The organism is Pseudomonas sp. PGPR40 (genome assembly GCF_022014505.1).
GTDB lineage: Bacteria > Pseudomonadota > Gammaproteobacteria > Pseudomonadales > Pseudomonadaceae > Aquipseudomonas.
The window spans coordinates 39,840-65,065 of record NZ_JAKLSP010000012.1 but is presented as its reverse complement, the minus strand read 5'-3'; the positions used below and the strand labels follow the sequence as shown (position 1 = coordinate 65,065).

Genomic DNA, 25,226 nt, shown 5'->3' with positions numbered 1-25,226 from the left:
CGCGGGCAAGCCTCGCTCCTACAAAGGGAATAGAGCTCACACTTCTAAGGCGTATTAATGTGATCCAGCACCCGGTTCGCAGTGATCTCCGCCACCATGATGCTGTTTGAAATACCGAGCAGTGCGTAGCGCGACTCACCCTCTAGATGATCCACCAACTGATGGACCATCACATCGATCGAGGCCAGCGTCTCGACCAAAAAAACCGCCAGGGTTTCGGTAGTCGCCTCGGGGTCCACGGCAAACAGCTTGCTGGGTTTACGCGCGGTGGCTTTGATATCGGCATTCGATGGAAAGTGGAAGTCGAGGGCGCGTTCGGCGGCCTCGTTGAGTTTTTTTGAATCGGGTTCGTACGGGGATATCGGATCGGTGTCCGGCGGATTGGGCGTAGGTTTGATCATGGTGAAACTCCTGATTGTTCATTAGGAGCTACCCGCATCACTTGCAGATGATGGGTGGCAGCTATGTGCGGGTCTGCAAGACCGGGAAACCAGGAACCCGGCAGATCCGAAGATCTCCCGCACAAAGCCGCCATTTCGCGGACATAAACGAGCGTCCTGTGGCAGGGGCTATGCGACTGGTATTCCGGCGGGCTTGCAGACCCGATCACTGATGAGCAGTGACGGAAATCAAGTTACCGACGAGCCCCAAGACGCACAAGCCGGCGGATTCTGTCTTACGTGTACGCGTTGGCGCAAGGCGCCGTAGCCTTTGGATGGTAACGACAAGCTTCATTTAAACGATCACGATTTTTCTTGTTTAAATGGGCTCCGTAGGAGCGAGGCTTGCCCGCGAAGAACGATAACGCGGTGTGTCAGGCCTGACGCCTTCGCGGGCAAGCCTCGCTCCTACAAGAAGGGAATGGAGCCTTGCAGCAGATCCTGCTCGCGCTCACACAACTCCACCACGTAATCCCACAACACCCGCAGCCGCACCGATTTATGCAGCTCGCGCCGCGTACTGATCCAATAACTGCGCTGGATGCTTTCATCCGGCAGCAACGGCACCAAGTCCGGATCGGCGCTAGCCATGTAGCACGGCAGCACGGCGATTCCCAGGCCCGAGCGCGCCGCCTGTTGCTGGGCGATGACGCTGGTGCTGTGAAAGACCACTTGAGGGTTGCGGCAGAAGCTGTTGAGGAACATTAGTTCCTGGCTGAACAGCAAGTCGTCGACGTAGCCGATCCATGCATGCCGACCGAGGTCTTCGCGACTGCGCAGGGGTGGCGAGCGGTCCAGATAGGCCTGACTGGCGTAGAGCGCCAGTCGGTAATCGGTGAGTTTGCGGGTGACCAGCATGTCGGCGGCCGGGCGTTCCAGATGAATGCTGATCTCCGCTTCACGGTTGAGGATGCTGACGAAACGCGGCACTGCGACCAGTTCCACTTCCAGTCCTGGATAGCGATCGAATAACCCGTTCATGCGGCTGGCGAGGAACATGATGCCCAGCCCTTCCGTCACCCCGACGCGGATCTTGCCCAGCGGCGCGGATGACTGGGTGATTTCCTCCTGAGCCAGCAGCGCGACGTTTTCCATGGCTTCGGCGTGTTTGAGCAGCGCTTCGCCGGCCGGGGTCAATTCGTAGCCTTGGGCATGCTGGACGAACAGCGCGGTGCCGAGGCTTTTTTCGATGGCTTCGATGTGCCGGGCCACAGTGGCGTGGGTGGTGTTCAAACGGCGAGCGGCGGTGAGCAAGCGGCCGCTGCGCTGCAATTCGAGAAAAAACCGCAGGTCATTCCAGTCGAACATGAACCCTCCTTGTCGTTATGCCGTATGAATGACGCTGTTTAAAAACGCACAGCAGCTGCGTAAAAACTAACATTCTTTTAACGAAAGCTAACAACTAGGATGACCGACAACAAGAACAACAATACGAGGTCAGGGATGCAGACTTCCCTTGATGAATACGACTACATCGTGGTCGGTGCCGGGCCGGCCGGTTGTTTGCTGGCCAATCGATTATCAGCCAACCCGCAACATCGAGTACTGCTGCTCGAAGCCGGTGGCCGCGATAACTACCCGTGGATTCACATCCCCGTCGGTTACCTGTTCTGCATCGGCAACCCGCGCACCGACTGGTGCTTCAAGACCGAAACCCAACCGGGCCTGCAAGGCCGCACCCTGAGCTACCCGCGCGGCAAGGTGCTCGGCGGCTGTTCCTCGATCAACGGCATGATCTACATGCGCGGCCAGGCTGGCGATTACGACGGTTGGGCGGCCGAGGGCAATGCCGGCTGGAGCTGGCAAGACGTGCTGCCACTGTTCAAACACAGCGAAAACCATTTTGCCGGCGACTCGCAATTTCATGGCGCTGCCGGCGAATGGCGGATCGAGCGTCAGCGGCTGTCGTGGCCAATTCTCGATGCCTTCCGCGCGGCGGCCGAGCAAACCGGCATCGCGAGCATTGATGACTTCAATCAGGGTGACAACGAAGGCTGCGGCTATTTCCAGGTCAATCAGAAAGCCGGAATCCGCTGGAACGCGGCCAAGGCGTTTCTCAAACCGATCCGCCAGCGCGCCAATCTGACGGTGCTGACCGACGTCGAAGTGGACCGAGTGCTGCTGGAAAACGGCCGTGCCTCAGCAGTCAGCGCAGGCTGGCAAGGCCAGGCGAAAATCTTCAAGGCGCGTAAGGAAATCGTCCTGTGTGCCGGTTCCGTCGGTTCACCGGGCATCCTCCAACGTTCCGGTATCGGCCCTCGCCCACTCCTGCAAAAACTGGGCATCGGCGTTGCCCATGAACTGCCCGGCGTGGGTGGCAATCTGCAGGATCATCTGCAACTGCGGCTGATCTACAAACTGGAAAACGCCCGCACCCTGAATCAGATCGCCGGCACGCTGTGGGGCAAGATGGGCATGGGACTGCGTTATCTGTATGACCGCAGCGGCCCGCTGTCCATGGCGCCGAGCCAACTCGGCGCCTTCGCCCGTTCGGGGCCGGAGCAGACCTCGGCGAACCTCGAATATCACGTGCAACCGTTGTCGCTGGAGCGTTTCGGCGAGCCGCTGCACGCCTTCCCCGCCTTCACTGCGTCGGTCTGCGATCTGCGCCCGCAAAGCCGTGGCCGGATAGACATTCGCTCCGCCGACCCGCGGGAAGCGCCGCTGATTCAACCCAATTACCTGAGTCATCCAGAAGACTTGCGAGTGGCAGCCGATGCCATCCGCCTGACCCGCCGCATCGTCTCCGCGCCCGCCTTGCAAGCGTTCAAACCGGTCGAGTACCTGCCCGGCGACAGCTTGCAGAGTGAAGAGCAATTGCATGAAGCCGCCGCGCGGATCGGCACGACGATTTTCCACCCAGTGGGCACCTGCCGGATGGGCAATGATGCGGACGCGGTGGTCGACGCCGAGTTGCGCGTCCACGGCATTCCCGGCCTGCGCATCGCCGATGCTGCGATCATGCCGCGCATCACCTCGGGCAACACCTGCTCGCCGACGCTGATGATCGCCGAGAAAGCCGCGCAATTGATCCTCAACCCTTCGCCTATAGACCTCTCCCCTGTGGGAGCGGGCTTGCTCGCGAAGGCGGCATTACATTCAACATAGAGGTCGACTGACCCACCGCTTTCGCGAGCAAGCCCGCTCCCACAAGGGATCGCCGCTGCAAGGACTACGCAACACCAGTGGAACAACAAAAACAATCACTGTGAGGGATACCGATATGTCAGAACATGTTCAGCCCCTGGAAGCTGTCCGCAGCGTCGGCACCAGTCAGGAAACCCAGAAAGTCATCTTCGCTTCGTCCCTCGGGACGGTGTTCGAGTGGTACGACTTTTTCCTCTACGGCGCCCTCGCGGCGGTCATCAGCAAACAGTTCTTCGCCGGGGTCAACGACACCACGGCGTTCATCTTCGCACTGATGGCCTTCGCCGCCGGCTTCATCGTGCGGCCATTCGGTGCGCTGGTGTTCGGACGCTTGGGGGACATGATCGGGCGTAAATACACGTTCCTCGCGACCATCGTCCTCATGGGCGTGGCGACCTTCTGCGTCGGCTTGCTGCCGACTTACGCGAGCATCGGCATCGCCGCGCCGATCATCCTTGTGGTGCTGCGCATGCTCCAGGGTCTGGCGCTGGGCGGTGAGTATGGCGGCGCTGCCACTTACGTCGCGGAACACGCGCCGATGGGCAAACGCGGTTTCCATACCAGCTGGATTCAGTCCACCGCCACCCTCGGCTTGCTGCTGTCGCTGCTGGTGGTGCTCGGCTGTCGCTACTTCACCGGCGACCAGTTCGAAGTCTGGGGCTGGCGCATTCCGTTTCTGTTTTCGATCGTGCTGCTGGGCATCTCGACCTGGATTCGCTTGAGCCTGCATGAGTCGCCTGCGTTCGTGAAAATGAAAGAAGAAGGCAAACTCTGCAAGTCGCCGCTGCGCGATTCCTTCGGCAAATGGGACAACCTGAAAGTGGTGCTGATCGCACTGTTCAGCATCAACGCCGGGCAAGCGGTGACCTTCTACGCGGCGCAGTTCTATGTGCTGTTCTTCCTCACCCAATTCCTGAAAATGGACCCGGCCCTGGCCAACAGCCTGCTGATCGTCAGCGTGATCATCGGCGCACCGTTCTTCATCTTTTTTGGCTGGCTGTCGGACAAGGTCGGGCGCAAACCGGTGCTGATGATTGGCCTGTTGCTGGCCACCGCGCTGTACTTCCCGATCTTCAAGACCCTGGCCCACTACGCCAATCCGGCCATCGACCTGGCCAGTCGCCAGGCACCGATCACCGTGCTGGCCGACCCGGCCACCTGCACCTTCCAGTTCGATCCGGTGGGCAAGGCTAAATTTGATAGCCCGTGCGACAAGGTCAAAACCTTTCTGGTCAAACAGGGCCTGCCCTACAACAGCGAAGCGGCCCCGGCCGGCAGCGCTGTGCAGGTCAGCATCGGCGAGGTGAGAATCGATGGCTACGATGAAGCGGCCCTGCGCGGCGCAGTGACCCTGGCCGGGTATCCGTCACAAGCCGATACCCAGCAGATCAACAAACCGATGATCGTGGTGCTGATCGTCGCGCTGATCATCATCTCCGCCATGTGCTACGGCCCGCTGGCGGCGCTGATGGTCGAATTGTTCCCGACGCGCATCCGCTACACCTCGATGTCCCTGCCCTACCACATCGGCAATGGCTGGTTTGGTGGTTTCCTGCCGACGGTATCGTTTGCCCTGGTGGTGTACACCGGGGATATTTTCTACGGGCTGTGGTATCCGGTGGTGATTACCGGGGTGAGCCTGGTGGTGGGGATGATGTGTTTGCGTGAGACGAAGAATGTGGATCTGGACAAGAACTGACGGCATGAACCTCTAGCAGAGGTTTACCTGTGGGAGCGGGCTTGCTCGCGAAGAGGGAGTGTCAGTTGACATTGATGTTGCCTGGCACACCGCCTTCGCGAGCAAGCCCGCTCCCACATGGGATTGCGTTCGGGCAACAGTCCCCTCACCTCGATGGTTCTGCACCTCAGGTATCAAGCACCTCAAACGTCACTTCTTCAGGATAAAACGCCACATGCCCGCGAATCTGTGCGACTGACACCTTCGGATGCTCATAACTCCATACCGCATTGGCACCTTCATGCCCGGGGATTTGCAGGCTGAAATAGCTGGCATCGCCCTTGTACGGGCAATAGCTGGTGTGGTCGGTGCGGGCGAAATATTGTTCGGCGATGTCCTCCCGCGGGATGTAGTACACCGGAGGATAATTGGCCTCATGCATGACCAGCGTCCGAGTGGACGACGCCACTTGAATGCCATGGAACTTCACCACCACGCAGCCGGGTTGAGGGGTGATGGCGATGGGATTACCGGGAGCCGGGGCTTTCATGGGGTAGGTTCCTCCATTGCTGTTACGTTGTATCCGTGCCCCATCAGGTATACCCCATCTTTCGGCATCCCGAGCACTTCGCAGCCGAACGGAGCTTGCTTCAGTTACACATGCCAAACCTGGCCAAATTGTTTGTGGTGGACTGACCGCTGTCATCAACCGCAACAGCTTAAGCTGTACATCCATACAGATAAAGATTGCTCCATCGCTCATCAACCGCCATTCTGTGCACCCCTCGAACACTGATCGACGATGGTGGTTATGCGGCTGTACCTCTGTGAAAAACCTTCCCAGGCCAAAGACATCGCGGCCGTGCTCGGCGCCAAGCGCCGGGGCGATGGCTGCTGGCTGGGAACGGACGTCACGGTGACCTGGTGCATCGGCCATCTGCTGGAAACCGCACCGCCGGATGCCTATGACGCGCGTTACAAGCGTTGGGTGCTGGCGGATCTGCCGATCATTCCCGAAAAATGGAAGATGACTGTCAAACCGCGCACGGCCAGCCAGTACAAGGCGGTCAAACGCTTGCTCGGCGAGGCCAGTGAACTGGTGATTGCCACCGACGCCGACCGTGAGGGCGAGATGATCGCCCGGGAACTGGTGGAGCATTGTCGTTATCGCGGGCCGATCCGGCGATTGTGGCTGTCGGCACTGGACGATGCGTCGATCCGCAAGGCACTGGCGGCGCTCAAGCCCGGAGCTGAGACGTTCAGCCTTTATCATTCGGCATTGGGGCGCTCCCGGGCCGATTGGTTGATCGGGATGAACATGAGTCGGCTGTTCACCCTGCTGGGGCGTCAGTCCGGCTATCAGGGGGTGTTGCCGGTCGGCCGGGTGCAGACGCCGACCTTGCGCCTGGTGGTGGATCGCGACCGCAGCATTGCCGATTTCGTCCCGGTGGCTTATTGGGCGATCGATGTGCAACTGCTGCACGACGGCACCGCGTTCACCGCCCAATGGCGTGCGGCCTCCGACGTTTGCGACGATCAGGATCGCTGCCTGAATCAGGCGCTGGCTCAGAAAGCGGCTGCGGCCATTGGCGGTGCGGCGAGCGCCCAGGTGATCAAACTGCGCACCGAGCGCATGCGCGAAGTCGCGCCTTTGCCGTTCGACTTGGGCACGTTGCAGGAAGTCTGCTCGAAAAAGCTCGGGCTCGGTGCTCAGGAAACCCTCGATATCGCCCAAGCGCTGTACGAAACCCATAAAGTCATCACCTACCCACGCAGCGACTGCGGCTACCTGCCGCTGAGTCAGCACAGCGAAGCCCCAAGTATTCTGGCGGCGCTTCGGCAAGCCGATCCGGCCCTGAACGCCTTGCACGATCACCTGGAGCCCCAGCGCCGCTCACGGGCCTGGAATGATGCCAAGGTCAGCGCTCACCACGGCATCATCCCCACGGCGGCGGCGAAAAACATCGACCGACTGGCAGGCAAACAACGGGCGGTCTACACCCTGATTCGTGCGCGTTACCTGGCCCAGTTCCTGCCTAACCATGAATACGACCGGACCCAGGCCGACTTCGACTGTGCCGGCGAAGCCTTGCGCGCCGTGGGCAAGCAGATCGTCGAACCTGGCTGGAAACGCGCCCTGCCTGAAGCTCTCGCTCCGGCGAAGGGACGCGAAGCACCGGCACCGCAAACACTACCGATATTGGCCGAAGGGCGTGACTGCGCGGTGGCCGATGTTAAGCTCAAGGACCTCTGGACCCAGCCGCCCAAGCCGTTCACCGAAGGCGATCTGATCAAGGCGATGAAGAACGTCGCCAAACTGGTGGAAGATCCGCTGCTCAAGCAAAAACTCAAGGACACCACCGGCATCGGCACCGAAGCGACGCGAGCCTCGATCATCCAGGGCCTGCTGGACCGCGGTTATCTGATCAAGAACGGCAAGGCCCTGGCCGCGACGCCGGCGGCTTTCAGCCTGATCGACGCCGTGCCGCGCGCCATTGCCGATCCCGGAACCACGGCGATCTGGGAGCAGGCCCTGGACATGGTGCAGAGCGGTGAAATGAGCCTGGAAGAGTTCGTCACCAAACAGGCCGCGTGGATGAGCAAGCAGGTGGCACGTTGCGCCGGCCTCAACCTGACCATCAGCGGGCCGGCAAGCCCGGCCGGACGTGGCGCCACACCGTGGAAAAACAAACGGAAACCGGCCAAACGCAAGCCCTCGACCGGCACCAAACGCGTGGCGAAACCGGCGGGCAAGGTTTGAGGACAGTTCGAGCGAACCTGAATGGTCTAATGTTCTTCAAGCCCGGCAACACGCAATCCTTGTGGGAGCGGGCTTGCTCGCGAAAGCGGTGTGTCAGGCGACATCAATGTTAACTGACACACCGCTTTCGCGAGCAAGCCCGCTCCCACAGGGTCCGCGCCAGGCAGCAGCCCTGCTTTCTGAAAAGGTATCGACCATGACGACAATCAGAAGCCAGCCCTCCATCGAACTGCACGCCGCTCAGCGCGACGAACTGGAAACCATAGAAAACCTGATGCAGTTCTACATGTATGACTTCAGCGAATGGCTACCGCTGAAACTTGGTGAACAGGGCCTCTTCAATATCCAGCCCAAACTGGATTACTGGCGCAATCCCGCAACCAGGCCGTTTCTGATCAGGGTTGACGGGGAATTGGCAGGTTTCGTGACCGTGGATAACGAAACCCATATCCTCGGCGCCGAGCACAACATTGGCTACTTTTTTGTCAGTCGACGCTTTCGTGGCCAAGGCGTCGCGAAGTTGGTCGTCTCTGCCCTCTTGAACCGGTTCCCCGGTCAATGGCAGATTTTCCACATCGATGCCAACCAGCCTGCGCGGCTGTTTTGGGCCAAAGTGATGCCCAATCTCACGGGCGGTGAATTCACCCTGCATCACCTGCCGATCGACGGTTATCCATGCACCGTTTACCGCTTTAAAAGATCGCAGCCTTCGGCAGCCCCTACAGTCCCGTAGGAGCGAGGCTTGCCCGCGAAGGCCATCACGCGGACAAACTGCTGGACCGCGTTATCGTTCTTCGCGGGCAAGCCTCGCTCCTACGGGGCCGGGGTCGGAGCTTCCGAAGGCAAACCACAGCCAGCCACATCTGCCTTTTTAATTCCAAAACCACTTTGTCCGACAATATGTAGTGAATAAAAATAATCACTACATAATCATTGACGCCTCCGATTTGCCCTTGCATGATGCAGACGTCTCCCCGATCGGGAGTACAGGCAACACGTTTGAGCAAGCTCGTCTGACCGCCGAGCTGTTTTTCCCGGATACACGCTGCCCACAAGGCAGATTGAAGAAGCTGACCTGGCCTGAACGTCCAGTACAAGGGCGAGAAGCGCTGGCGATCAATCCTCATGAAGCTTGTGGCCGACCCTGAAAACGTCGGCAGTGGCCTCCAGGTTTTCGCTGCTTCTCTTCGTTGTGACGCTATTGCGTAGCAGTTATTCAACACGACTACATGCAACGACGCGGGACCCCGTCGTATTGACGGCCAACCGCTGACGTCCTGGTTTCGGTGCCAGGGATCAACTAACCGATGGGCTACCTGTATTAGCGAATCAACTTTGAAAGATCACCAAATGGTCAAGGGGCTTACAATGAATCTGAACAATCAACCTACTATCGATGAACTGGCTCGCTTGTTTGCTGTGCAAAAAGACAGCCAGGACAGCCATATTCTGTGGATCAGCAAATCGGGCCAGGTTCATATCGACTGCCTGTCGCCCCATGCCCATGAAGAAGAGTTCGACCAGAATAACCAGAACTTGCTGGCCCGACTGAAGATGTACCGTCGCGGCCAGGGTTATGTCGGCAAGAAAGCCGCAGCCGACAAGGACTTCATCGGTAATGTGCTGCAAACGCTGAAACAGGCATGGGCATCGATGCAGAACCAGAACGAAGTTCGGGTGATTGATCGGTTGTACTGATCCCTTTCAAAGGGTCACTCCCCCATAAACAAAAGGCCCCGCTCGTCTCATTGAGCGGGGCCTTTCTGTTTGTCGCATATGCACCTCTAACTTCGCACTGGGTCAAAAGAACAGAGCTATGGTTAACAGAGCGCTGGACATCGGTTTATCCACTGGAGGTCTGCGATGAAAAAAACCCTGACATTCATGCTACTGGCGTTGGCGGGTGCCGCTCAGGCGAACATCGTTCCCGGTGTTCCTGCCTTTGATGTGGACTGTCCCGGGAAAATCATGGTCCACGCCGACCAGGATGGTCCGGTCTTGATCAACAGCAAAGAAGCCCAGACCAAAATGATCAATGACCGCCTGTTCGAGGCCAAAGGGTCGGACGTAACGATCTCGATCAGCATCGCCGATGACGACTCAGTCGCCGTGACCTATACCAGCAAGAAAGGTGGCAATGGCATCTGCCAGTCCGTGGATGATTGATCTGACATCGAGACCGGCATCGGTCGATACTCTGGATGCCAGCCGTCGCCACTTCGTGTCGCTGGCCAAGCATCCGGATACCTGAAGGCTTTGACTGCCCGAGCAACGCCAGGCTTGGCGCAGCGTTACAAGGTGGACATGCGCGCTACTGCGCCGGTCCTTGGCTCCCGACCGGTAAGGTGACACTCACAAGATCGCCGTTGTCATTTGTCGTCCGTCTTTGCTGACGATTGTGGCCGACGTTCAGGCGTGTCTTCGGCATTGGGCGCTTCCGGGAAACTTCCTGGCGTGAACACGTGAGTGAGCAATTCGCTGGCATCGATGTCGACGACACCATGAACCGAACGGGCCACAGCAACAGCCTGCTCACACTGCCTGTGAGTATTGACGCGGCCGCTCAATGCCACCCTGCCCGCATGGGTTTTGACATGGACATGCAGGCCGAGGGTTGAATCGGCCAATGCCAGGGCCGACTTTACCCTGGTGGTAATCCACGCGTCGTGAACGACCATTTCCAGATCATGTGAGTAATGTCGAAAGGAATGAAGTTTCATGGCGCAACCCTCCCTCACGTAGTCAGATGAGCGCTGTCCGTCCCCACGCAGACACGGACACACATTAAGTATAGTGCGTGCCGTTGCCTGCGGTCAGGGGCTGTCCCTGATACCTGTAGGAGCGGGCTTGCCCGCGAAGACGGCAGTACAGTCAACATTGATGTCGCCTGACATCCCCCTTTCGCGGGCAAGCCCCAATGCCTGTCAGTTAAGCGAAATTCCTGTAGGAGCGAGCTTGCTCGCGAAAGCGATAGGTCAGGCGATATTAATGTTGACTGTACTGCCGCCTTCGCGAGCAAGCTCGCTCCTACAGGGTTTCGCGGCTTAACTGACTGGCATTGGGGCAAGCCCGCTCCTACAGGCATCAGGGGCTGTCCCCTCATCGTCAGCGTTTGACCGATAGATCCGTCTGGGTCATGCGGCTACGGATGGTGAACACACCATCCCCCGAGAGAATTGCGCTGCGTGCAAACAGGCGTCCACTCTCCCAGTTCGAAAGCCCCAATTCGGGCTTGTTCAACGCGTACTGCCCATCGACCCAACGGGTGATCCCGTTGCCGACAAAGGGCGCGTTGGCCGCGTTGTAGAAACGCTCCTGCGCCAGCGCATCCTCACTGATCAGCGACACGGTGAATTGCGGGCTGTAGCGGTTGAACAAAGCGATGGCCTGGTCCAGGTCTTCGACGATTTTCAGGCTGACTTCCGGGGTTTCTTCCCATTCCCACTCGCGCCCCAATTGATCTTCGGGCAGCGGTTCGGCCAGCGCTTCGGTCTGATAGCCTTCGGCGCGATACACCTCGACGCTCGCGGTTTGCCAATCGGCCGGCAAACAGGGCTCACTGCCCTCGACGATATGCAACTTGCAGCCCTGGCCCCGAGCGGTGCCGGCCTGTTGCAGTGCGTCGAGAAACAGCGGCACCAGTTCGGCGGCGCGGTCGCGGTGGATCAGGCAAACGTTCAGGGTGTTGCAGACTTTGCGGTCCAGCGAATTGCGCACCACGGCGGCAAAGCGCCGGGCATCGGCGTCCTTGTCGGCGATCAGCCACGCACCACCCGTGCCGTGCAGGTTGACGGCAGTGCCGGCCTGCTGCGCGATGCTGCCCAATTGGCTGACCGCCCGTCCCGAACCACGGGCCACGGCCAGCGACAAGCGTCGGTCGGCGAACATCGCCCAACCGGCGGCGTGATTGACGCTTTCCACCAGCGATACCGCACCGCTCGGCAACCCGGCGTCAGCCAGTGCCGGATTCAATGCATGGGTGACGATGGCCTGGGCGGTGCCCAACGCGTCACTGCCAATGCGCAGCACCGCCGTGTTACCGGTGCGCAATACACCGGCGGCGTCGGCAAAGACATTCGGCCGGCCTTCGAACACGAACGCGACGATGCCTAGCGGTGACACCACTTGCTCGACTTTCCAGCCGTCATGCTCGACGCAGCTTACGACCTTGCCGCGGGTGGCCGGGGCATCGCGCCAGGCCCTGAGGCCGGCGATCATGTCGCCGCGCATGCGCTCATCGGCGAGCAACCGCGTGATGGAACGCCCGCGCGCCTTGGCTCGCTCGATGTCGGTCAGGTTGGCGGCTGCAATCAAGGCCCAGCATTCCGGGGTTTCCAGACGTTGAGCAAAGTGATCGAAAAACTCGCTGATGGCGTGATCCGAGACGCTGGACATCGCAGCGAACGCGGCTTCGGCGCGCTCGATGGCGACCGCCGCCGCTTGTTGATCCGACACCGGGATCAGCAACAACTCGCCGCTGACCTGCTCCACCAGCAGATGGTCGCCGGGCTGAAAGCGCGCCGCCAATTCGGGGCTGACGACCGTGACACGATTACCGGCAAAAGGGATCGGCGTGCCAGCGACTAGACGTTCGAGCGCAAGAGACATGAAACGGTTTCACCATGCAGGGGAGCGGTCAGAAAATGTATAGGAAAATCCATGGAGCGTCATTCACCGGGGCGCGATGGCGGTGACTTTTTCGCAAGTCGAAATACATCTTGCTCCAGGCGATTGCTCCCCTGTTTGCGCCACTTGGCGTTCGCGTCATAGACCACCAGCAGCAAGGGATCTTCTACGCCCGCGGTGCTGATAAAGGTCAGTCCTTCGGCATGATCGCGGCCTTCATCCTCTCCTTGCCCGTAAGGAACCTCCAGGACCGGCGGCAATTGTTCGCTGAAGACAAAACTTTCGTCTGTTGGCCTGGCGCCGTCGAGCCAGCGAAATACGCTGACAGGACCGTCGAGGTTCATCGTCGGCCCGGCCAGGACCAACATGTCGTCGCCATCGATGCACAAGTCCCTGACGCCGAGTCCATCCAGCTGGAGAAAATGCTTTCGATATTTGCGCCCCTTGGGCCCGATTTTTTTCAGCGTCAGCGTGTGGGCGGTCTTGGGATGGTCCTCGGGTTCAATTTCCAGAACAATCGTCCAGCCCCGCAACACAGGCCCTCGCAACCCGATAAAAACACGCTTGCCGTTGATCTCGAGGCCTTCGGTATCGAACCCGTTGTCCTTGCCGGGAATGTGCAGAAATGCCCCCACATGCTCGTCGTCCTTGAGCTCATCGAGCAATTCGTTAACCAGGTGATTGCCGGCCAATTGGGCGGCGACTCGATCATCGCTGGCGGTGCTCTTCACCAAAGTGAACGTCCCGTTTTCTTCGACCACTGGAATCCGGGCCAGGAGAAAACGATTGCCATCGCTGCTGACAGTTGCCAGGCGCGCGGCGTTTTTCTTCAGGGACTTGGTGCTGTCGGGCTTTTTCCGTTTCAGGCTGTGAGAACCCACAACCCAGAGATACCCCGTGTCGCGGTCGTAGCTCATGCCTTCCAGGTCTGCCTCAACGAATTCTTCACCAATCGTCGGGATGACCGGCAGCGTCAACAGGGACGCCAACGGGAATTGTTTGTGCTGGTCAAACAGGAACTCGCCCGCACCGGCGCGCTCACTGAGGGTGAAACGCTCCAGGCTCAAGGATTCATCATTGGCGACCCACAGGGTGTCACCTATCTGGACCACGGCAGACAACCCTTTGCGCAAATGAGTGTCCGGGTCATTGAAGACTAGAAGCGCGGAACCGAATTTCACCATGAAGTCACCCGCCCCTTCACCCATTCGGGTGAGTCAAAGAATGCCTGCTTCACGGTAGCGGTCATCGGGCGCTAGTCAAGACAGGCCATCAGAACACCGACCAGCCAATTCGCTGACTCAACAATTCGAGCGCGGCCATGCCGGCGAGGGAGTTGCCGGCGGTGTTCAATTCCGGAGACCAGACGCACACCGTGAATTGCCCCGGCACCACCGCCACAATTCCCCCGCCTACGCCGCTCTTGCCCGGCAGACCGACGCGATAGGCGAAGTTGCCCGCTTCGTCATACAGCCCGCTGGTGGCCATGATCGAGTTGACTTGTTGGGTCTGGCGGGCGCTGAGGATCTGCGCGCCGCTGTGCTTGCAGAAACCGTCGTTGGCCAGGAAACAGAAAGTCCGGGCCAGATCCACGCAACTCATGCGCAGCGAGCAATGGCTGAAGTAGCTGCGCAGCACGGCTTCGACATCGTTATGAAAGTTGCCGAACGATTGCATCAGGTAGGCCATGGCCGCGTTGCGCGCGCGGTGCTGGTATTCGGACTCGGCGACCTTGCCGTCCACCATGACATTCGGGTTGCCCGACAAGCGCCGGACAAAATCGCGCATCGATAACGCCGGCGCGGCAAAACGTGACTGGTTGATGTCGCAGATCACCAGCGCACCGGCGTTGATGAAGGGATTGCGCGGGCGCCCGCGCTCGAACTCCAGCTGCACCAACGAGTTGAACGGCTGGCCGGACGGTTCGTGACCGAGGCGCTCCCAAATCGCTTCGCCGGAATGGTCGATGGCCTGCACCAGGCTGAATACCTTGGAAATACTCTGCACCGAGAACGGCGTGTCGGCGTCTCCGGCACAAAACAGCTCGCCGTCATTGCCATACACGGCAATGCCCAACTGATTAGCCGGCACCGTGCCGAGGGCGGGAATGTAGTCAGCCACTTTGCCCTGACCGATCAACGGTCGGACTGCGTCAAGGATCTCGTTCAACAGCGTTTGCATGCCGGGTTCCGAAGTCTCGCCCCATGGGATTGCGGGGACACTGTCGCTAGACGCTGCTGGTCGCGGCTGAATCACAGTTTTGTATGGGAATGTATCTGTCGTGGCCCGGGATACAAGAACTTGCGCTCGGCGATCTTGCGGACATACCGCCAACATACCCGGTTGAAATACTCCTGCCGTCCGCCGACCGCCGGTAAAAACGGGTCGGCACTTGCTCAGGAGTGTTGTCATGATGACCCAAGTTCCTCGTTACCACGGCTGGTCGCTGTTTGGCCTGCTGTCTTTGCTGGTGCTGTTGATGACCAGTCTGATTCTGCTGCTCAACCCGGATCTGGTGGAAGCCACGCGCAGCGCCATTCGCGCCACCGCACGCACTTCGTTTGTGCTGTTTCTGGCCGCCTTTACCGCCTCTGCCTTCGCCGCACTGGTGCCTTCGCCTTTCACCCGATCACTGGTACGCGAGCGACGCTTCATCGGCCTGGCCTTCGCGTTTTCCCATCTGGTGCATGCCATCCTGATCTACAGCTACGGCCAATTGAACCCCGAGTTCTGGCCCGGTCGCACCACGGTCGGCAACATCCCGGGATCGGTTGGTTATCTGTTTATTTTGTTAATGGCGCTGACTTCCTTCAAAACCACGGCGCGGCTGATTGGCCCAAAACCCTGGAAAGCCCTGCACGTCAGCGGCATGTGGGTGCTCGCAGCGGTGTTCACCTATTCCAACTTCAAGCGGATCCCCATGAGCGCCTGGTACGTCCTGCCATTCGGTTTGATGTTTTCGGCGATCGTCATTCGGCTGTTGGGCAAGATTGCGTTGAAGTACAAACGGTCGGCCAGGAATGCACCGTTGACTGAATAACATCTCAACAACACCAACATTTCCCCGGTAGGAGAAGCCTTTCTCCCACATTGGTTTTTCCAGAGATAAATCCTATGAACACCTCCCTCTCATCGGCCGTCAAAAACCTGCACCTGAATCTCAACCGCGCCGGCAGCTGGATCGCGCCCCTGACCTTGCGATTGTTTCTGGCCTGGGAGTTTTTCGAGTCAGGCCTGGAAAAATGGAACGGCCAGAACTGGTTTGCCGACATCCAGAACCGCTTCCCGTTTCCCTTCAACCACGTTCCGGCCACGCTGAACTGGGAACTGGCGATGTGGGCCGAACTGATTGGCGCCCTCGCCCTGCTGGTGGGCCTGGGGACGCGGGTCTCGGCGATTATTCTGATCGTGGTCACGATCGTTGCGACCGCTGCCGTTCACTGGCCAGCCGATTGGTCTACATTGAGTGAACTTGCCAAGGGTTATGCCATCAGCAATAAAGGCTACGGCAACTTCAAACTGCCGCTGATCTACCTTGCAGCCCTCATGCCGCTATTGCTCTCGGGAGCTGGCAAACTCAGCGTGGACGCGCTGTTGGCTCGATACTTCTGGCGGTGCAGTCACCGCTGATATGCCAGCACCTCGGTAATCCACCCAACTTATGTAAAGGAGCCATCATGAGCGTAACCACACAATGGATCGAGATCACCAGCGCCGAAGGCACATTCGGCGCTTACCTGGCCATCCCCCACACCCGTAAAGGGCCGGGGATTGTGCTGATTCAGGAAATCTTCGGCGTCAACGAACACATCCGCTCTGTTGTCGAGCAATACGCCGCCGATGGCTATCTGGTGATAGCGCCGGATCTGTTCTGGCGCCACGGCCACCGTATCGAACTGGGTTATGACGAAGCCGGCTGGAAACGCGCCGTCGAGCTGATGAACGCCACCGACACCACCAAGGCTCAAGCCGACATCAAACTGGCCATCGACGCCCTGAAAGCACAGCCAGGGCTGGACGGCAAAATCGCTTCGATCGGTTTCTGCTTCGGCGGCATGCTGTCGTACAACACCGCAGCCAACGGTTTCGTCGACGTGGCGATCGCCTACTACGGCGGCGGTATTCAGAACCAGCTGGATCGGGCCGGTGAAATCAAGGTGCCGGTGCTGATGCACTTCGGCGAACAGGACAGCCACATCCCCATCGACGCCGTGAAACAAATCGCCGAGCGTTTCGAGTTCAACGATGACGTCGATATCGAGGTTTATCCGGGGGCCGAACATGGCTTCAACTGCTCACACCGTGACAGCTATAACCAGCGGGCGGCGGTCGAAGCGCATGGCAATACGTTGCTGTTTTTGAGTCAGAATCTTTAAGGCCTGATCGCTGGGGTTGGCGACATAAACAATCGGTGAGCATTCAATCCCGGAAACCAGCATGGACAACCTCTCAAAACCCAGACCGGCTTCAGTGCGTATCCCCTCCACGGTCTGGGCCCTGGGTTTTGTCAGTCTGTTCATGGATCTTTCGTCAGAGCTGGTGCACAGCCTGTTGCCGGTGTTTCTCGTCACGACCTTAGGCGCGAGTGCATTGACCGTCGGGGTGATCGAGGGCATCGCCGAGGCCACCGCGATGCTGACCAAGATTTTCTCCGGGGCCATCAGCGACTTTATCGGCCGGCGCAAAGGCCTGCTGTTGATGGGCTACGGTCTGGCAGCCTTGTCGAAACCGCTGTTTCCCCTCGCGCACTCGGTGGATGTGGTGTTTACCGCGCGTTTTCTGGATCGCATCGGCAAAGGCATTCGTGGCGCGCCGCGAGATGCGCTGGTCGCCGATATCGCGCCCGCCGAAATCCGTGGTGCCTGTTTTGGTTTGCGCCAATCGATGGACACCGTGGGCGCCATTCTGGGTCCGGTCCTGGCGATCGTGCTGATGCTCTGGCTCGGGCAGATCCATCTGGTGTTGTGGTTTGCGGTGATCCCGGCAGTGATATCGGTGGCGCTGATTGTCGGCGGGGTAAAGGAGCCGACCGCTGTCGCTGGCGAAAGCGCCTTTCGCTCGCCCATCCACTGGAAGGTTCTGCGGGATTTTTCCCGTGATTATTGGTGGGTGGTGATCGTTGGCGGGCTCTTCACGCTGGCCCGTTTCAGCGAAGCCTTTCTGGTATTGAAAGCACAGCAAACAGGCCTGTCAGCCACTTGGGTGCCGATGGTGATGGTGGTCATGTCGTTGCTCTATGCGGTGTCCGCCTACCCCGCCGGCTGGTTGTCCGACCGGATCAGCCGCACCAAAGTGCTGTGTGTCGGCATCGTCCTGCTGATCCTGGCGGACCTGTTGTTGGCGCAAGCGGACTCGATCATGACCATGCTGGCCGGCGTTGCCCTGTGGGGCCTGCACATGGGCTTCAGCCAAGGGATTCTCGCGACACTGATCGCCGATACCGCGCCCGAACATCTAAGGGGCACGGCATTCGGCCTCTTCAATCTGATCAGCGGCGTATGCCTGTTGATCGCCAGTGTACTTGCCGGCGCGCTGTGGGAGACCTCGGGCTCGATCAGCACCTTCATCGTCGGGGCGGGGCTGGCGGCCGCAGCGCTGCTGTTGCTTGTGCTGCGTAAATCCTAATGTTCAATAGGTGGACGAAACTGACGGAGGCGGATTCCAAGGACTGGCGAAGGGACGACAAGATGATGGCCGAGCAGCAGAATTTGAAAGGTTTTGTGTCATCAGGCCCTCAGGTTCTGGTCTACGCTGAAAACACAACCAGAGGCTCCAACCATGTGCGGACGTCTTTCTCAATACCGAAGCATTCATGACTTTGTCGCGGCGCTCAGCATCCAAAACGCATTGATCAATTATGCAGGCGACCAACCTTTCGGGCTTTACGATGCCACGCCGTCCACTCAGCTCGCCCTCTTTCATATGGAAGGTCAGTTTCTGCGGGCCGACATGGTGCGCTGGGGATGGCGGCCGCACTGGGCAACGGATCGTGCCCCGCTGATCAACGCTTGGGTAGACCGAGTGGCCCGCAATCCATTCTTCAGCGCGATATGGCCGCACCGGGCGATCATCGCGATCGACAACTGGTTTGAATGGGTTGATGAAGGCGGACCAAAAAAGCAGCCCTACCTGATCCGTCGGAAGGATCGCGCACCAATCCTCTGCGCCGCAATCGGCCAGTATCCCAACGCAGAGCATGAACCGGACGAGAATGACGGCTTCGTGCTCATCACCGCCGACAGCACGGGCGGCATGGTGGATATTCACGACCGGCAGCCGGTGACGCTCAATGCTGAACTGGCCCGGGAATGGCTAAATCCAGCGACACCGAAAGAGCGCGCCGAGCAAATAATGCTGTTGCAGTGGGAACCAATCGAAGCTTTCGAATGGTTCAAGGTCGATCGCCCAGTGGGCAATGTGCAAAATCAGGGAGCCCATCTTATAACTCCGACAGGCTAAATCGCCCCATTATTACATCGATGGCTCTTGATGCCCGTTGGCGTACAACCCCCTCTAAAATTTTCACTCAGGCAATTGATCGGATCAGTAATTAGCTTGCGAACGCCGAAAACACACGATTTCCTCCACCCTGTCTTTCGACATTCTCAATGGTATATAGGGTTCAACGCCCGAACGAAGTCCGTCAATCGAAGACATCCGCGAGGAAGCATCGGCACACTTCACCGGCGTATTGATCCTGGCGAGGGATCTGCAGCCGCTATCACCTCGACCGGGACGGTCGGCTGAAAGTTATCATGGACCGCTTGTCGTCATAGTGATTCCAGGTGGGCGTTTTATGAGATCCCCGACCTGCTGGCACGAGCCTGTCAGCAGGTCGTGCAGGCGTATCACCGTTCTTCGCGTGCCTGTCCATGACTATGCTGCCCACCGATTCGGGCTTTTTCCGCCTTGTCAGTTGCGACATTGGCTTTTGCTTCACCTTTGCGTCCCGCCTCTTTGACTTTCTGAGGGTCATCAGAAAAGCCGTGATGCTGTCGTTTGGTCATGACTAATCTCCTTCGAGAAAATTAGTTACGTTCATTGGAGTGGTATCCGTAGATCATCGTCCCATCAGCATGACCAACGGAGCTTACCCGTCGCCTGCCGATGGCAAAAAACTGATCCCATTGGATGTACCTGCGAGAGTCGGTATCTGTCAGATCCTGGTAGCCCACCAGGATTGAAGCCATCAAAAAACAAGATTTTTCCCGGTCAACGACCCGACAATATCATCGACTTTTTGAACAGAAACTTTTTGATATTGAATTGTGACGGCGCGGTCACATCTCTGTCAGCGGATAAAAAATCTGCCGAAAAATGTGAGACCAGGTTCAGCTCCCCCTGTGGCACAGCCTGTTAAAAGGAGCTACAGAATAAGGAGCGCGCCATGCATCTTCAGTATACGAATGCTCAACTCCTGGCGTGTCGCTGCCTGGCGATAGAGCAGAACAAAAAACTGTTTGACGAGGCAAACGCTATCAGCCGCGCCGCGTTCGATCTACTGGAGCAACCGGACCTGGATAGCGAAAAATTTCAACGCTATCTCCAGCTAAGAAGAAAGGCCGAGGCTCTGTTTTTTGAGGCTTTGGATCATCTCACTTTACTGAACGAAAACTTTCCGCCACTTCCTGTCCACACATTGTTGGAATCCTCTAATAGCCATGTTCATCAGGAGGAAAACAACTGATAGATACGGCTGTCGCTGATCTTGTCAGAGATTGAGCATTAGAACGCTCACGCACAGGCCAGCAGGAGGCGTCATGAGTATCCAACCTCGTCATGGCGAGGCCCCGGGAAAAATTGATCGACAGACTTTTGCCAAGCGCTTTCGCGAGCGCTTCACCGATCCGGCTTATCGCGTCCGACTCACGGCCCAGAGTACTGCTGGTCACCGGCTCGGCACGCAATGATGGAAGCTGTCCTGGAGAGCTCTCCAAGAGTTGGCGTCTTGCGTTCACGGCGACGTGGCGGGCATCGAAAACGTGCGCCGTGCATTATGCGATTGGCTGGATTGGATGGGGTTGGTGAGCGCCGGAAAAATGGCTTGTCTGGATCGCTATATCGGCTATTAACATCCCTACGCCATTAGCCATGCCGACCTGGATGGCGACCAGGCACTTCAGGAAGAAGTACGCAATATGGCTCGGACACTGGTCAATGCGGTGCGTGAACTACGCACTGGCAGCCTCCCGCAATTCGATGCCATGTTGCGCAATCCACGACCGAAATAGTGGAAGGCTCATGGTCTCCTGCGAACGGACCCAGGTTGCCGGCATTTTCGCCGGCAACCGGTTTTTTTTTGTAAGAACGCAGAGTCGTTAACGAAGCCCTTGAACGGAATCTTATCAATGCGCTTGCGCCACGCCTCGTAATAGATTGGCGCTGAGCTTATCGACGTTGCACGTGGCGATATTGGCCAGCGATACCATACCAACCAGACGTTTATCCCGATTGACCACCGGCAAACGGCGCTTTTCGATCTGGGCCATGTTCTTGGCAACATGATCGATTTCTTCGTCGTCATAGCAATAGCAGACGTCGTCACTCATTACCGCGCTGACAGGCGAAGATAGATCAAGGCCCTCGGCCACTGCCCGAATAACGATATCCCGGTCGGTGATGACACCACTCATGCGATCATTATCATTGATGACCAAGGCACCTATATCGGCCTGACGCATCACTTCGGCCGCTTCACGCAAGGTGGTTGAAGGCGATACGGTTCGGACTTCGCGACTCATGATTTCGTTGATTTTCATGGCTGTCTCCATCGATTCAAAAATATTGATGGCTAGCCTCAATCGACAGGCCTAACGGACCGATGAGGTAGTCGCAGGCATCCGTTTTGCCAATTGAAGAAAACAGGCTGCCTTACTGGTTGAAGCGACCAGCCTTGAAGAGTTCGTATTTTATTTCGAATCAGCGATGAGTGCGTAGACAAGCCAGGTCTTCGTAGATCATTCGACTTGCGCAGGGGATGAGCACGCGACCAGTAAATGACAGACCTATTCGGATAAGCCCTCTAATCAATCGGGCCAATATTGATCGTTCGATCGTCGCCCAGCCCTTGAACCTTCGCTAGGACATCCGTTGGTGTGCGCTTGGAAAAGTGCACTACAAATCCCATGCCGCCTCCGTCTTCTTCGATCGAGGTAACCCAAAGCTCGACTTCGTCGGCAGTCATACCCAAGGCTTGCCCAACCTGGCGATTGCGGTGTTCCAAATCATGGTCATCCAGTGGGTAAGTTTTCATTGATCACCTCTCCTCTGCCCTGGCCTGACCAGATCATGTGCAGGATTGCCAATGACCGTTTGATCAAGGTCACGAATGTGGATATCAATTCGGCCTTTTAAATCGCCCGTTGGCCCAAGGTTTCCCGTATGGCAGTCGCCGCAGATCCAGACGGCGGGCCCACCAGGAAGACGCCTGCCCGATAGGCTGTGCAGCCATTCATAAAATTGATCCGTACTACCTCGAACATAAGCGTGAGCGGATCTCGCCATCTTGAGAGTTCTGAGTTGGGAAAGTGGTTCCAGGCGTGCGGATGGTTGAGGGGTTTTCATGAGAAATTCTTGGAGGGGCTGAAATCTGTCGACCTTGGCCCCGGCTCGAACGTTTCAAATATTAAGAGCTATTTCCCTGCCGGATATCAGAACAAATGCCACACGCTACTCACACACAAAAAAGGACCCTTGAAGGCAATGCCTGTAGGAGCGAGCTTGCTCGCGAAAGAACTATATCTGGCGACATCGATGTTCACTGTGCCGCCGTCTTCGCGAGCAAGCTCGGCTCCTACAGGGTTGCGTTTCTCATAGTAAGGGCGCTACCTGTCTACCTACAAAGTGTACGAGAAACCCATTTGCACGGTTCTCGGCGCGCCCGGATAAGCGTAAACGTTGCCAAACGCGCCTTCATCATAGTGGCTGTCGAACACATTCTTCAGGTCAAGGTTAAGCCGCAGGTGCTCGTTGACTTTGTAAAAGCTGAGCAGGTCGAACACTTTGTAGCTATCCATGGAGAAGGTATTGGCTGCAGTCTGGCCAGCGCGCTCGTCGACATACTTGGCGCCCAGCCCCAGGCCCAGTCCTTTGAGGCCACCGTCCTGAAACTCGTAGACGTTCAGCAGGCTGAAACTGTTGCGCGGAATGTTCATCAGGCGGGTGCCTGACTTCAGGTCGTTGTCCTGGGTGACTTCGGCATCCACATAGGCATAGCCACCGATCATGCGCCACTCTGGCGTCAGGTTGCCGGCCACATTCAGATCGAAGCCACGGCTGCGAACTTCACCCGCCGCAACTTTGAAGTTCGGGTCCACCGGGTCGTTGGTCTGGACGTTGCTTTTTTCAATCTGATACACCGCGGCGTCCACGCTTAACTGACGATCAAGGGCCTGCCACTTGACACCGACCTCGTAGGATTTGCCTTCTTCAGGTTTGAAGCCGCCGCCCGTTCGACTGGCACCGCTGTTGGGCTTGAAGGATCGCGCCGTGTCGGCATAGATCGCCACGGTCGGCGTCACGTCGTAGATCAACCCCAGGCGCGGGGTGACAGCGTTGTCGCTGTTGGTCCAGCTCACACCGTTGACGAGTTTGTTGTCGTAATCATGCTCGAAGCGTTCGAAACGCACGCCTGCCAAGACTTTCAAGCGCTCGGTCAGCGTTACCTGATCTTGCACGAAAGCGGCATAGGTCTTTAGGTTTTCCTGATCATGGGTGGTGGTGCGAGTCAGCGCCGGACGCGGCTGGCCGTAGACCGGATTGAAAATATCGATGGGGTAGGCACTCACCGCTCCACTGGAGCGACGGATGATCGACTTGTAATCGTAATCCTCATACTCGATGCCAGTGAGCAATGTGTGGTCGAATCCACCGATGGAAAAATGCCCGGTCAGATTCAACTGCACATCAAGGTCTTGCCACTCCAGCTTGCGATAGTTGAAGTTGCGTCCCAGCGTTCGGCCGTCGGCAGCGACACCATTGGCTTCGACGGCATTGCCTTGCAGGCTGCCGTCGAGAAATTGCGTACCGCCGCCCAAGGTCCAGTTGTCGTTCAGGAAATGCTCGAAACGCAGTTGCGCCATGTTGTTGTCGTTGTGCAGCTTGCCGACATCCTTCTCACCGAAAAAAGTATCCCGCGACGCGACGCCGAGCTGATTGCGATAGCGCGTCACGCCCCGATCGAGCGGCGCGTTGTTGCGCATGAAATCGCCTTCGAAGGTGATACGGGTAGTGTCGTTGACCTGCCAACCGAGGACCGGCGCCACACCGTAACGCTCGTTTTCGACGTGATCGCGGAAGGTGTCGCCACCCTCGCCTATCACGTTCAGCCGATAGGCCAGTCGTCCTTCATCATCTAGCGGTCCTGAGGCATCCAGCGTTCCGCGACGCATGCCCTGATCGTTGAGCTGACTGCCCAGGGTGACGGTGCGTTCGGCCAGGGGTTGTTTGGACACCACGTTGAAGGTGCCGCCCGGGTCGCCACGGCCATAGAGCGTCGTGGCCGGCCCACGCAGGACCTCCAGGCGCTCGATGGTATTGGCATCGGGCATGTTCGGATAACCGCGGTTGATCGGGAAACCGTTGCGGTAGAACTCACCGGTGGTAAAGCCACGCACGGTGAAGGTGGTCAGGCCCTGGCCGCCGAAATTGTTCGCACGGCCCACGCCACCGGCATAATCGAGAGCGTCTTGCAGGCGGGTGGCGCCGAGGTCTTCCACGACATCCCGGGTGACCACGCTGATGGATTGTGGGGTTTCATGAATCGGAGTGTCGGTGCGCGTCGCACTGGTCGAACGGGTCGCTCGATACCCTTGGACGGGGCCTTGGGCCGGCTCTTCGAATGTGCCGTTGATGTCGATCGCTTGTAACTCTATTGACGCAGGATCAGTCGGTGCCTGGTCAGCCCAGGTGGTCTGGGAAATGGCTTGGATCACACACAGAGAAACGAGAGTTCGACGCATCGACATACAACCTTGAGAAGATGCCGGGCACATCAGGAGCTCGGCGAGAATTAACGAATAATATCTATTCCCATTCTCAGTCGATACTTTTTTATCTCGCCAAAGTAGTGAAAGTTACGAAACTACCTCGCCTAATAGGGATTGATAGGTAGGCCACGGGTGGCCAGGCGAGTCGAAAGAACAACCGAAGTTTCGGTGCCGCCATATGAATCAAAGGAGGAGATTAACGTTTCCAGCGCAGCCAATGAGGCCGCAACAACTTTAAGTACGAATGAAGCATCGCCTGTTACGTGATGGGCCTCTCGCACCTCAGGCATGCCCTCAATGATCGACAATACCTTGGCATAGTGTTCCGTAGGGACGTATAGCCTGATGAATGCTGTCACCGGATAACCAATGGAATGGCTATCGAGTTCAGCACGATAGCCTCGTAGCACACCTCGCTCTTCAAGCTTGCGAACTCGTTCGGCCGCAGCGGGAGTCGAGAGCCCCACGCGCCTTCCCAGTTCAGCAAAGCTCAACCGAGCATCCACTTGAAGCTCTGCCAATAGGCGCTTGTCCAAGCGGTCGAGGGGTCTGTCGATCATCGGCATTGAAAACATCGTTTGTTAGGT

The 25,226-nt window shown here is 58.0% G+C and carries 25 protein-coding genes and 1 pseudogene; 13 read left to right on the top strand and 13 right to left on the bottom strand.

Annotated elements, in window-relative coordinates; translation table 11 throughout:
* Positions 1-44: 44 nt before the first annotated feature.
* A complete protein-coding gene (locus MEB48_RS12415; RefSeq protein ID WP_237884528.1) occupies positions 45-401 on the bottom strand; it encodes a DUF6124 family protein in 357 nt (118 codons plus the stop codon).
* A gap of 447 nt (positions 402-848) precedes the next feature.
* On the bottom strand, positions 849-1,748 hold the full coding sequence (locus tag MEB48_RS12410) for a LysR family transcriptional regulator (protein ID WP_237884527.1): 900 nt from the start codon (positions 1,746-1,748) through the stop codon (positions 849-851).
* Positions 1,749-1,883: 135 nt separating this feature from the next.
* On the opposite strand from MEB48_RS12410, the gene MEB48_RS12405 reads away from it, so the two are divergent.
* Both MEB48_RS12405 and MEB48_RS12400 read left to right on the top strand, forming a co-directional pair.
* Positions 1,884-3,548, top strand: coding sequence for a GMC family oxidoreductase (locus MEB48_RS12405; RefSeq protein WP_237884526.1), 1,665 nt, complete (start codon positions 1,884-1,886; stop codon positions 3,546-3,548).
* Between the two features lie 115 nt (positions 3,549-3,663).
* Positions 3,664-5,286 (top strand): MFS transporter, encoded by a 1,623-nt coding sequence (locus MEB48_RS12400; protein WP_237884525.1) that lies wholly within the window; start codon positions 3,664-3,666, stop codon positions 5,284-5,286.
* Between the two features lie 166 nt (positions 5,287-5,452).
* On the opposite strand, the gene MEB48_RS12395 is transcribed toward MEB48_RS12400, so the two are convergent.
* Entirely contained in the window at positions 5,453-5,815 is a 363-nt protein-coding gene (locus tag MEB48_RS12395; protein WP_237884524.1) for a DUF427 domain-containing protein, read from the bottom strand.
* Positions 5,816-6,076: 261 nt separating this feature from the next.
* On the opposite strand from MEB48_RS12395, the gene MEB48_RS12390 reads away from it, so the two are divergent.
* The 4 genes from MEB48_RS12390 (at position 6,077) to MEB48_RS12375 (ending at position 10,192) form a co-directional block, all read left to right on the top strand.
* Entirely contained in the window at positions 6,077-8,026 is a 1,950-nt protein-coding gene (locus MEB48_RS12390; RefSeq protein WP_237884523.1) for a DNA topoisomerase III, read from the top strand.
* A gap of 196 nt (positions 8,027-8,222) precedes the next feature.
* Entirely contained in the window at positions 8,223-8,759 is a 537-nt protein-coding gene (locus MEB48_RS12385) for a GNAT family N-acetyltransferase (RefSeq protein WP_237884522.1), read from the top strand.
* A 635-nt stretch (positions 8,760-9,394) separates the two neighbouring features.
* Positions 9,395-9,724 carry a hypothetical protein gene (locus MEB48_RS12380; RefSeq protein ID WP_237884521.1) on the top strand — a complete coding sequence of 110 codons (330 nt, stop codon included), beginning with the start codon at positions 9,395-9,397 and terminating at the stop codon, positions 9,722-9,724.
* A 165-nt stretch (positions 9,725-9,889) separates the two neighbouring features.
* The gene (locus tag MEB48_RS12375; RefSeq protein ID WP_237884520.1) at positions 9,890-10,192 is read left to right on the top strand and encodes a hypothetical protein; all 303 of its coding nucleotides are present in this window, start codon (positions 9,890-9,892) and stop codon (positions 10,190-10,192) included.
* A 203-nt stretch (positions 10,193-10,395) separates the two neighbouring features.
* Here MEB48_RS12375 and MEB48_RS12370 read toward each other — a convergent pair whose 3' ends face one another.
* From MEB48_RS12370 to glsB, 4 genes are all read right to left on the bottom strand, one after another.
* Positions 10,396-10,746 carry a BON domain-containing protein gene (locus tag MEB48_RS12370; protein ID WP_237884519.1) on the bottom strand — a complete coding sequence of 117 codons (351 nt, stop codon included), beginning with the start codon at positions 10,744-10,746 and terminating at the stop codon, positions 10,396-10,398.
* 385 nt (positions 10,747-11,131) lie between these two features.
* Positions 11,132-12,634 carry an aldehyde dehydrogenase family protein gene (locus MEB48_RS12365; RefSeq protein ID WP_237884518.1) on the bottom strand — a complete coding sequence of 501 codons (1,503 nt, stop codon included), beginning with the start codon at positions 12,632-12,634 and terminating at the stop codon, positions 11,132-11,134.
* A 59-nt stretch (positions 12,635-12,693) separates the two neighbouring features.
* Positions 12,694-13,836, bottom strand: coding sequence for a DUF3616 domain-containing protein (locus MEB48_RS12360; protein ID WP_237884517.1), 1,143 nt, complete (start codon positions 13,834-13,836; stop codon positions 12,694-12,696).
* An 88-nt stretch (positions 13,837-13,924) separates the two neighbouring features.
* Positions 13,925-14,833 (bottom strand): glutaminase B, encoded by a 909-nt coding sequence (gene glsB, locus MEB48_RS12355; protein WP_237884516.1) that lies wholly within the window; start codon positions 14,831-14,833, stop codon positions 13,925-13,927.
* A 229-nt stretch (positions 14,834-15,062) separates the two neighbouring features.
* Between glsB and MEB48_RS12350 the strand changes: the two genes are divergently transcribed.
* The 5 genes from MEB48_RS12350 to MEB48_RS12330 all read left to right on the top strand — a co-directional run bounded on the left by MEB48_RS12350 (position 15,063) and on the right by MEB48_RS12330 (position 19,111).
* Positions 15,063-15,692 (top strand): ferric reductase-like transmembrane domain-containing protein, encoded by a 630-nt coding sequence (locus MEB48_RS12350; protein WP_237884515.1) that lies wholly within the window; start codon positions 15,063-15,065, stop codon positions 15,690-15,692.
* 74 nt (positions 15,693-15,766) lie between these two features.
* Positions 15,767-16,282, top strand: a complete 516-nt coding sequence (locus tag MEB48_RS12345; protein ID WP_237884514.1) for an HvfX family Cu-binding RiPP maturation protein — start codon at positions 15,767-15,769, stop codon at positions 16,280-16,282.
* 47 nt (positions 16,283-16,329) lie between these two features.
* Complete coding sequence (locus MEB48_RS12340) at positions 16,330-17,028, top strand: dienelactone hydrolase family protein (RefSeq protein WP_237884513.1); 699 nt, start codon at positions 16,330-16,332, stop codon at positions 17,026-17,028.
* 61 nt (positions 17,029-17,089) lie between these two features.
* Positions 17,090-18,277 (top strand): MFS transporter, encoded by a 1,188-nt coding sequence (locus MEB48_RS12335; RefSeq protein ID WP_237884512.1) that lies wholly within the window; start codon positions 17,090-17,092, stop codon positions 18,275-18,277.
* Between the two features lie 153 nt (positions 18,278-18,430).
* Positions 18,431-19,111 (top strand): SOS response-associated peptidase family protein, encoded by a 681-nt coding sequence (locus MEB48_RS12330; RefSeq protein WP_237884511.1) that lies wholly within the window; start codon positions 18,431-18,433, stop codon positions 19,109-19,111.
* A 389-nt stretch (positions 19,112-19,500) separates the two neighbouring features.
* Here the strand turns inward: MEB48_RS12330 and MEB48_RS12325 are convergent, their stop codons facing one another.
* Positions 19,501-19,659 carry a KGG domain-containing protein gene (locus MEB48_RS12325; RefSeq protein ID WP_237884510.1) on the bottom strand — a complete coding sequence of 53 codons (159 nt, stop codon included), beginning with the start codon at positions 19,657-19,659 and terminating at the stop codon, positions 19,501-19,503.
* Positions 19,660-20,039: 380 nt separating this feature from the next.
* On the opposite strand from MEB48_RS12325, the gene MEB48_RS12320 reads away from it, so the two are divergent.
* Positions 20,040-20,339 (top strand): hypothetical protein, encoded by a 300-nt coding sequence (locus MEB48_RS12320; protein ID WP_237884509.1) that lies wholly within the window; start codon positions 20,040-20,042, stop codon positions 20,337-20,339.
* 73 nt (positions 20,340-20,412) lie between these two features.
* The gene (locus MEB48_RS12315) at positions 20,413-20,562 is read left to right on the top strand and encodes a hypothetical protein (RefSeq protein WP_237884508.1); all 150 of its coding nucleotides are present in this window, start codon (positions 20,413-20,415) and stop codon (positions 20,560-20,562) included.
* A gap of 435 nt (positions 20,563-20,997) precedes the next feature.
* Here MEB48_RS12315 and MEB48_RS12310 read toward each other — a convergent pair whose 3' ends face one another.
* From MEB48_RS12310 to MEB48_RS12290, 5 genes and pseudogenes are all read right to left on the bottom strand, one after another.
* Positions 20,998-21,411, bottom strand: coding sequence for a CBS domain-containing protein (locus tag MEB48_RS12310; RefSeq protein WP_237884507.1), 414 nt, complete (start codon positions 21,409-21,411; stop codon positions 20,998-21,000).
* A gap of 263 nt (positions 21,412-21,674) precedes the next feature.
* Positions 21,675-21,905, bottom strand: a complete 231-nt coding sequence (locus MEB48_RS12305; RefSeq protein WP_237884506.1) for a hypothetical protein — start codon at positions 21,903-21,905, stop codon at positions 21,675-21,677.
* Positions 21,906-21,928: 23 nt separating this feature from the next.
* Positions 21,929-22,216 (bottom strand): annotated as a pseudogene (locus MEB48_RS12300) (DUF2252 family protein); the annotation flags it as partial.
* Positions 22,217-22,488: 272 nt separating this feature from the next.
* Positions 22,489-24,612 carry a TonB-dependent siderophore receptor gene (locus tag MEB48_RS12295; RefSeq protein ID WP_237884505.1) on the bottom strand — a complete coding sequence of 708 codons (2,124 nt, stop codon included), beginning with the start codon at positions 24,610-24,612 and terminating at the stop codon, positions 22,489-22,491.
* Between the two features lie 131 nt (positions 24,613-24,743).
* Entirely contained in the window at positions 24,744-25,205 is a 462-nt protein-coding gene (locus MEB48_RS12290; RefSeq protein WP_237884504.1) for an Lrp/AsnC family transcriptional regulator, read from the bottom strand.
* Between the last annotated feature and the right edge of the window lie 21 nt (positions 25,206-25,226).